This window comes from Nostoc cf. edaphicum LEGE 07299, assembly GCF_015207245.1.
Lineage (GTDB): Bacteria > Cyanobacteriota > Cyanobacteriia > Cyanobacteriales > Nostocaceae > Nostoc > Nostoc edaphicum_B.
Genome location: NZ_JADEXF010000237.1, coordinates 1 through 6,250, shown reverse-complemented (window position 1 = coordinate 6,250; position 6,250 = coordinate 1). Strand labels below are relative to the sequence as shown.

Below are 6,250 nucleotides of genomic sequence, written 5' to 3'. Positions count from 1 at the left end.
ATAGAATGATTGGACGTTCAATTAAATATAAAAATGGAGAAACTACTTCAATTCAGGGGATACCAGAACACTACTGTGAAACTTTGAAATGGTTCTTAGAGATATACTTACAGCATTCTAGCCCTAAAGCAACAAGAATATTTGAAGTATACAGTGGCTTTGATATCAGATATTTAGACGAGAATAAAATATCGCAAGCTCAGAGAGTTTTCCGTCAATTTGAAGCTGATATGCAGACAAACTTTAGCTTTCCCTCATTCAAGCTAACTATTAAAGAAGAGATAGGGCGTGAACAAGAAATGCCTCATGGACGATACCTGATTACAGATCAAATAGGAGTTTTGATCGAACGTGGATTTGATCTGCTGTGGACTGATCGGCAGATGGTAGACAATAGTCTTAACATCAGTACCAGTGATCGTCCTATTCGGGATGTAACCATTACCAGGATTTCAGAACCTAATAAAATCGAGACAGCAGTAAGCAGATTGCCGGATTTGTAATAATTAGGATATCAATGTTATTGATAAATATCTAGGTACTATGAGCCTAAATTGTTGATTAATTCTTCTATTGCTAAATTCTTTGTACCTTCAGGTAGATAATCAAAGACTTTTTTCAAAAGTTCTGGAGACGCATTTTGAGCAAACCAGTCTTCACTAGGATTCTCTTGAATATTCAAAAAATACTTTAAACGTTCTTCTATAGCTTCTCTATCTGCTTTATCCAATTGTCCAATTCTCTCTAACCAATTGGCTATTGTTTCAGCAGGGACTAGGAAGACGAATTCATGGAGCGATCGCTTGATGCTGTAGAGTTTGGGTTGAGAGGTGCGTTAGCGTAGCTTACCGCAGGTATCGCATCCTTAAAGACGAGTCAAGCTGTAATTCCTGTGTCTTATAAAGTTATAGTACTAAAGTTATAGTGCGCTGACTTTCATTGCAGGATGATCAATTAAACTCTTCCTCGTAGTCGCTCTTGCTCTCTATCGCTTCTCTGGTTAATCTGGAGTTTCATCCGATTGTATAAATTAACTTGAGGATCGGAATGGCTAATGGAAGCTACTAAAGCATAACGTTGCATTTCGATTTCATCTGGATTTGCCCACTTACGGTTACAATTTACAACTAGGATCATGGGCAAATTGTTATATTTTATAGCTTTCGACGTTATTTCTACTTGTCCTCTTTGCACTGTTCCTTTCTTCCGTAGCGTGGAAGTTGGAGACAAGTTACAAACGATGCTATGTCCCTTGTGTTTTTTCTTCAAGATATCCAGGGAGATTTCTGTGAATTTATCAGGTACATCTGTTTTACTAGCATCTACATAAGCATTCACGATACTTTCGCGATCAATTCCCTTGAAAAGATTGAATTCCATCGTGACTCCCAAATATGAGTCTCCACGAGTAGGACGAGTTGGTGGATCAAATGCCAAGGTGATTGATAGTAAGCGAGTACCTTTTACTTCAAAAAATTCGGGCGGTAATTGGGGAATTTCATAAATATGAAACTTGCCTGCTGGAATAAAGATATTGTCTTCTGATAAAACAACGTAATTCTCGGCAGAATACATTGCACGTTCCAAGTCACTCTGCCCATAGCCATAAATTGCTAACTGGTTCTCGATTTGTTTTGTATTTTGACTCTGAGATTGCTTACTATTACATTGAAATTCCACTGGAATTTCCTTGGGAAGAACCGCAGAGTTGACAATAAGCGCTCGAATCAAATTAGAACTAGCTTTTGGGTATTTTGTAAAAAGTTGAGCAGCAAGGTTAGCAACACGAGGTGCAGCAAAGCTTGTACCACTACAGATGTGAAATAAAGAACTGTTGAAATTTTTAGATAGGGTTAGAACAGAAACACCAGCTACACTATCTGGCAATACATTGACTTGAGGTAGACCTAGACTTTCTCGATAACTGAGGTCTAACACTAAATCTCCACCAAAGTCCACAACATCAGGTTTAATCATTCCATCTACGCCAAAGCCAGTTCTGGTAAATGGAGAAGGGTATCCTGATAAATTTGCGATCGCCTGACGACGAACATCAGAAGGTTCTGTGACACTACCGCGACCAAATGATAAAGAACCTACGGTCAATGCAATTGCTGAAGTTGCTGGGTCAATAATTCGAGCGCTCTTGTTCAGCAGATAATTTGGGTAATCAGTCCGTAGCTGCTCATTTGACTCTGCCTCTTCATAGAAAGCATTACCGGCTGAAATTACAAACAGAATATTTTTATGTTGGTATTGATAAGCAATTTCATCTATTTTGGCGGCTAGCCGAAACTGCTTCAGACCATCTCGGTAAATTTGATCGGCATTACCTAGCGAAATATTGATGACTTTGCAATTAGGATACTGTTCAACAAAAGCGCGAATAACTTCATCAAATTGAGTTTCTATGAGAAGATCCTCATCATATCTGTTATTTTCATCTGTTACACGAGCAGAAAATAACCAAGCTGTTGGATCAAAGGAACGCTGTTGAATGCAGTTCTCAACATTTCCATAGATAGCAATGCCAGCGACATTTGTACCATGCCCATGTACATCATCAGCTCCACCTTTTATGAATTGCCGTTTTGCATCTGGGAATACTTCAGCCTCACCCAGTACCTTAGAAATTAAAGGATGACCACGCTGTACACCAGAGTCAATAACAAGAACGCCGCAATTATTTTCAGGTGGGGGAACAACTTCGGGAAAACTAGAAATGGATAGATTATAGTCAGCAGTTGTTTCAAAAGCAGGTTGGGGAGGGCGATCAATTTCTTTAACAATTTCCTCTAGCAGCAGAAGATTTAAAACTTCGTTAGTCACTTTAATCCGAGCAATACAGAGATAGTCACCTATGTAGCTATCACTCATTCTCATAGGAGCAGTATCGCTGGTTAAACTTTCTAGGACATCGGCAATATCATCTAAATACTTTCGCATTTCTTTGCGATTGCCTGTGTGCCAAAGTTCTAAATCTAAAGCGGCAAGTTCACCAGATTGTACACGCTTTATATCTAACAGACGACCAATGCGATCTTCAGGTTCGAGGGGAACTAGCTCATCGATTGCCCCTAAGTATTCATATTTGGGGCCATCTTTGATCTGACTATAATTTTCTAACCGCTTCTTGAATTCTGTTAGCTCATTGTCAGACGAAAACACAACAATAGCTTTATTGGGTTCACGTGCTAAGACATTTAATCCTATTTGAGTTACCAAGTTGTCCGAAAAAGAATGTTTTTCAGCAACTTTGATCTTAAAAATCAATTTTGGGTCAAGACGGAAAGGGCTAGCCTTTTGCTTAACAGGCTCAATAAGGCTAGAAATTTGATCTAATAGCTGCTTACCGTGTTCACTGACATCAGTACGTTTTGCACCACCAAAACCACCACTAGATCGTCGAGGTAATTCAATGTTTATTATTCTCGGTAATTTCAGGTGTTCAAACTGACTCCCCATTGTGGTTCGACGTAAATAATTATCTTGAGTTTGCTATTATACTTTGTCTTTCTAAAAAACGTCCGACCGCAACCTCTAAATCATCAGCAGTCAAGGTACGTTCACCCCGTAGAATCACGGCTTTAATTGCATCAGAGCATATACGCTCTATATCTGCTCCAGTAGCATTCTCAAGTCGATCAGCAAAGGTAGACAGATTAATAGCAGTATAACGGATAGCAGATAAGTAACGACTCAAAAGAGCCGTCCGCAGTTCAACCGATGGATTATCAAAGAAAATAACTTCATCAAATCGTCGCCAAACAGCACTGTCTAGCAGTTTTTCGTGATTGGTGGCCGCGACAAATATGCTTTGATTGGTGGCATTATCGATAAGTTGTAACAAACTATTCACTAAGCGTTTGACTTCACCATGCTCATTTAAGTTATCGCGATCGCGGGCGATCGCATCAAACTCATCAAACAAAACAAGCCATTCTCCCTTTTCGATATAGGTAAAAATTTTCTGAAGATTGGTTGCAGTTTCACCTAAGTAAGAAGAGAATACTGCCGTTAGGTTCACGTAAACGAGCGGCAGTCCAAGTGCGCTGGAGAGGACTTTTGCGGTTTGCGTTTTACCACAGCCAGGTGGGCCGCAGAAGAGTAATTTGTTTTTGGGCTTGAGATTATAAGCTGCGAGTATATCTTGCTTACGGTTTTCGAGGACGATTTCTTGGAGAGTATCAAAAATTTTTTCACTGAGGACGATGTGATCCCATGTCAGATCGAATTGTTTTACCTCAAGTAAGGCAAGCCCAGTATCTTTATCTTTAGGGGGTTCAGAAAACTGGTTGTAGGGAGCCAGGTTAGAAGCTAAGGGTTTGGTGTATCCATTGCCATTTTGAAGCAGTTTTTCTAAATCTCTAGCAAGTAGGATATGGTTTTTATTCTTTTCTTCCTCAATAAGTTCCATAGCCGCAGCCAAAAACTCTTCTCTCTCATTGCGAGAGAAGCTTTTGAAGAGTTTTCTGAGAATTTCGCCACGTGCCATACTTTAGAACCGGGATTGGATACTTTATGTACCCTAATTTATTATAGTATTTTTGTACTACAAGAAGTTTAAAGGCCCAAAAGGCTATTTATCTTAGCACTGAAATATTACATCTGACAGGAATCATTCCTCAAGTTCTCTAACTGGGGCAGCTTTTTCTACTGGATTATCTAGTTGCTTTTGCTCCAATGCTTCTGACACTTTGCCATATCGACAAACGGCGTAAAACACCTCTGACACCACGCATCCATCCATAGTGCTGGAACCTTAAACCTAGCTCCACAGTTAGAACATTATGAAAGCAAGCTTAACTTGTGGCGATCGCATTCTAAGTAAACATTATTAATTTACAGTCCCAAGCCGCTTCATCGAAGGGACAACCTATCTTCTGCAAACACAATATGCGATCGCCTCACTTGCCCTTACCAGGCGGCGAAATCGTTCCATCCGCCTGCGCTTGTTTAATAGCTCGTTTCAGAATTAACACTGCCATTTGCGACAAAGAACGCTCCTCTGCATCCGCCAGTTGTTGCAGAGCTTCTTTGTCTTCTTCTTCCATGTAAATACTCAATGTTACTTTTCCCATCTGACTATTATCAGCTTTTATATGTATTTTTATATTAAATCACTAAAAACAAATAAATTTAAATAGAATTACACAAAATCTATGTATAATTACTGATAAGTCAAAAGCCAGCGCACAACTTTCTCACGGCCGACGCTGGCTTCTGGCTCCCTTTCATAGGAGACATATTCCATGTTAAGACCTGTTTGCCACAAAACAGATGAACACAGAAGTTATCTACAAGCTTTAGATGACTTCGGTATTGCTGAACTATTGGCGAAACTCAGCAATTATTGTGAACAGCAAGAACAAGAGAGTTTAGCAGCGTTATTGATTTCCCAATTAACCCAGAGTCTTGATGCTGAATTAGTTGCTAGTTATTTGAGTGCGTTGGCTTTTAGCCTTGCCGAAGGCATCGCGTTCAATCGCCACGATTTACTCCCAAGATTAATTAACCAGAAATTTTCTGCGAGTTCTGTTGATTTACCCGACGACTTTGCGAACACAGCAAAAACACCCCGCTTTTTGTATGGCGACAAATTGCGTTGGATTGGTTCTGACACCGATTGGGGAACTGTGATCGGTAGATTTTATAGCTTTGCTCCCCATCTTTGCTGCTGGACTTGGCGCTACCTGATTTGGTTGAGCAAAGATAGCCTCAGTGCTGCTTGGATATCTGCCGATATTGCTTGGGAAGAGGATTTAGAGCCACTAGAAGCGGAGCCAATGCTATGACTAATCCGCGTTCTTTACAGGCACGAGAGCAAAGTCTAATTGACCTTTACAGCCATTGTCAATTAGGAATGACACCCAAGAATTTTTATGCCAAATGGGATGTCAATCATGAGGCGATCGCTAGAATTTGCTCTCGTTCACTCTCAACTGTCCGGCGTTGGTTTTCCAAGGGTCGCAATTACCGCACTCCCATGCCCAGTGATTTACGCCATCTTGCCTTGATGGATTTCCTGCTAGAACACTTCGAGGAAATTCCCGAAGAATGTCTGAATATACTCTGTTCTCTCACAGGGCATAAGTAGGAATCGAAAAGTCAACCAATTGCAATGTCAGGATGACATTTTTTTACCAGCCACTCTCACAGTAGGGTGGCTTTAGTTTTGAGAATGTTTAAGTCACTTTTGTCTATTATTCGACTGCAATTTACCAGCTAAATCATAAGTATGATCGGGAGG

Annotated in this window: 8 protein-coding genes; 3 read left to right on the top strand and 5 right to left on the bottom strand. The window is 40.2% G+C overall.

All coding sequences use genetic code 11. The features are described from left to right. Window positions 1–503, top strand: a 503-nt coding sequence (locus IQ229_RS09220) for a hypothetical protein (protein WP_194043081.1), incomplete at its 5' end; no start/stop codon positions are given. A 38-nt stretch (window positions 504–541) separates the two neighbouring features. On the opposite strand, the gene IQ229_RS09215 is transcribed toward IQ229_RS09220, so the two are convergent. The 5 genes from IQ229_RS09215 to IQ229_RS09200 all read right to left on the bottom strand — a co-directional run bounded on the left by IQ229_RS09215 (window position 542) and on the right by IQ229_RS09200 (window position 5,081). Continuing rightward, complete coding sequence (locus IQ229_RS09215) at window positions 542–730, bottom strand: hypothetical protein (RefSeq protein WP_228013332.1); 189 nt, start codon at window positions 728–730, stop codon at window positions 542–544. Between the two features lie 224 nt (window positions 731–954). Continuing rightward, on the bottom strand, window positions 955–3,465 hold the full coding sequence (locus IQ229_RS09210; protein ID WP_194043080.1) for a S8 family peptidase: 2,511 nt from the start codon (window positions 3,463–3,465) through the stop codon (window positions 955–957). Window positions 3,466–3,484: 19 nt separating this feature from the next. Beyond that, window positions 3,485–4,495: an AAA family ATPase gene (locus IQ229_RS09205; protein WP_194043078.1), complete on the bottom strand. Its 1,011-nt coding sequence runs from the start codon at window positions 4,493–4,495 to the stop codon at window positions 3,485–3,487. Between the two features lie 123 nt (window positions 4,496–4,618). Next, the gene (locus tag IQ229_RS24480) at window positions 4,619–4,750 is read right to left on the bottom strand and encodes a hypothetical protein (protein ID WP_265582963.1); all 132 of its coding nucleotides are present in this window, start codon (window positions 4,748–4,750) and stop codon (window positions 4,619–4,621) included. A gap of 157 nt (window positions 4,751–4,907) precedes the next feature. Continuing rightward, entirely contained in the window at window positions 4,908–5,081 is a 174-nt protein-coding gene (locus tag IQ229_RS09200; RefSeq protein ID WP_118170726.1) for a ribbon-helix-helix domain-containing protein, read from the bottom strand. A gap of 171 nt (window positions 5,082–5,252) precedes the next feature. Here IQ229_RS09200 and IQ229_RS09195 point away from each other — a divergent pair, with 171 nt between their 5' ends. Both IQ229_RS09195 and IQ229_RS09190 read left to right on the top strand, forming a co-directional pair. Next, window positions 5,253–5,795 carry a hypothetical protein gene (locus IQ229_RS09195; protein WP_194043076.1) on the top strand — a complete coding sequence of 181 codons (543 nt, stop codon included), beginning with the start codon at window positions 5,253–5,255 and terminating at the stop codon, window positions 5,793–5,795. Continuing rightward, window positions 5,792–6,097 carry a helix-turn-helix domain-containing protein gene (locus IQ229_RS09190; RefSeq protein WP_194043074.1) on the top strand — a complete coding sequence of 102 codons (306 nt, stop codon included), beginning with the start codon at window positions 5,792–5,794 and terminating at the stop codon, window positions 6,095–6,097. Before IQ229_RS09195 ends, IQ229_RS09190 begins: the two co-directional genes overlap by 4 nt. Window positions 6,098–6,250: the final 153 nt, after the last annotated feature.

Excerpts from the sequence above, each read along its gene's own strand:
- IQ229_RS09200 (WP_118170726.1), bottom strand. The coding sequence starts at position 5,081 with ATGGGAAAAGTAACATTGAGTATTTACATGGAAGAAGAAGACAAAGAA.
- IQ229_RS09210 (WP_194043080.1), bottom strand. The coding sequence starts at position 3,465 with ATGGGGAGTCAGTTTGAACACCTGAAATTACCGAGAATAATAAACATT.
- IQ229_RS09190 (WP_194043074.1), top strand. The coding sequence starts at position 5,792 with ATGACTAATCCGCGTTCTTTACAGGCACGAGAGCAAAGTCTAATTGAC.
- IQ229_RS24480 (WP_265582963.1), bottom strand. The coding sequence starts at position 4,750 with ATGGATGGATGCGTGGTGTCAGAGGTGTTTTACGCCGTTTGTCGATAT.
- IQ229_RS09205 (WP_194043078.1), bottom strand. The coding sequence starts at position 4,495 with ATGGCACGTGGCGAAATTCTCAGAAAACTCTTCAAAAGCTTCTCTCGC.
- IQ229_RS09195 (WP_194043076.1), top strand. The coding sequence starts at position 5,253 with ATGTTAAGACCTGTTTGCCACAAAACAGATGAACACAGAAGTTATCTA.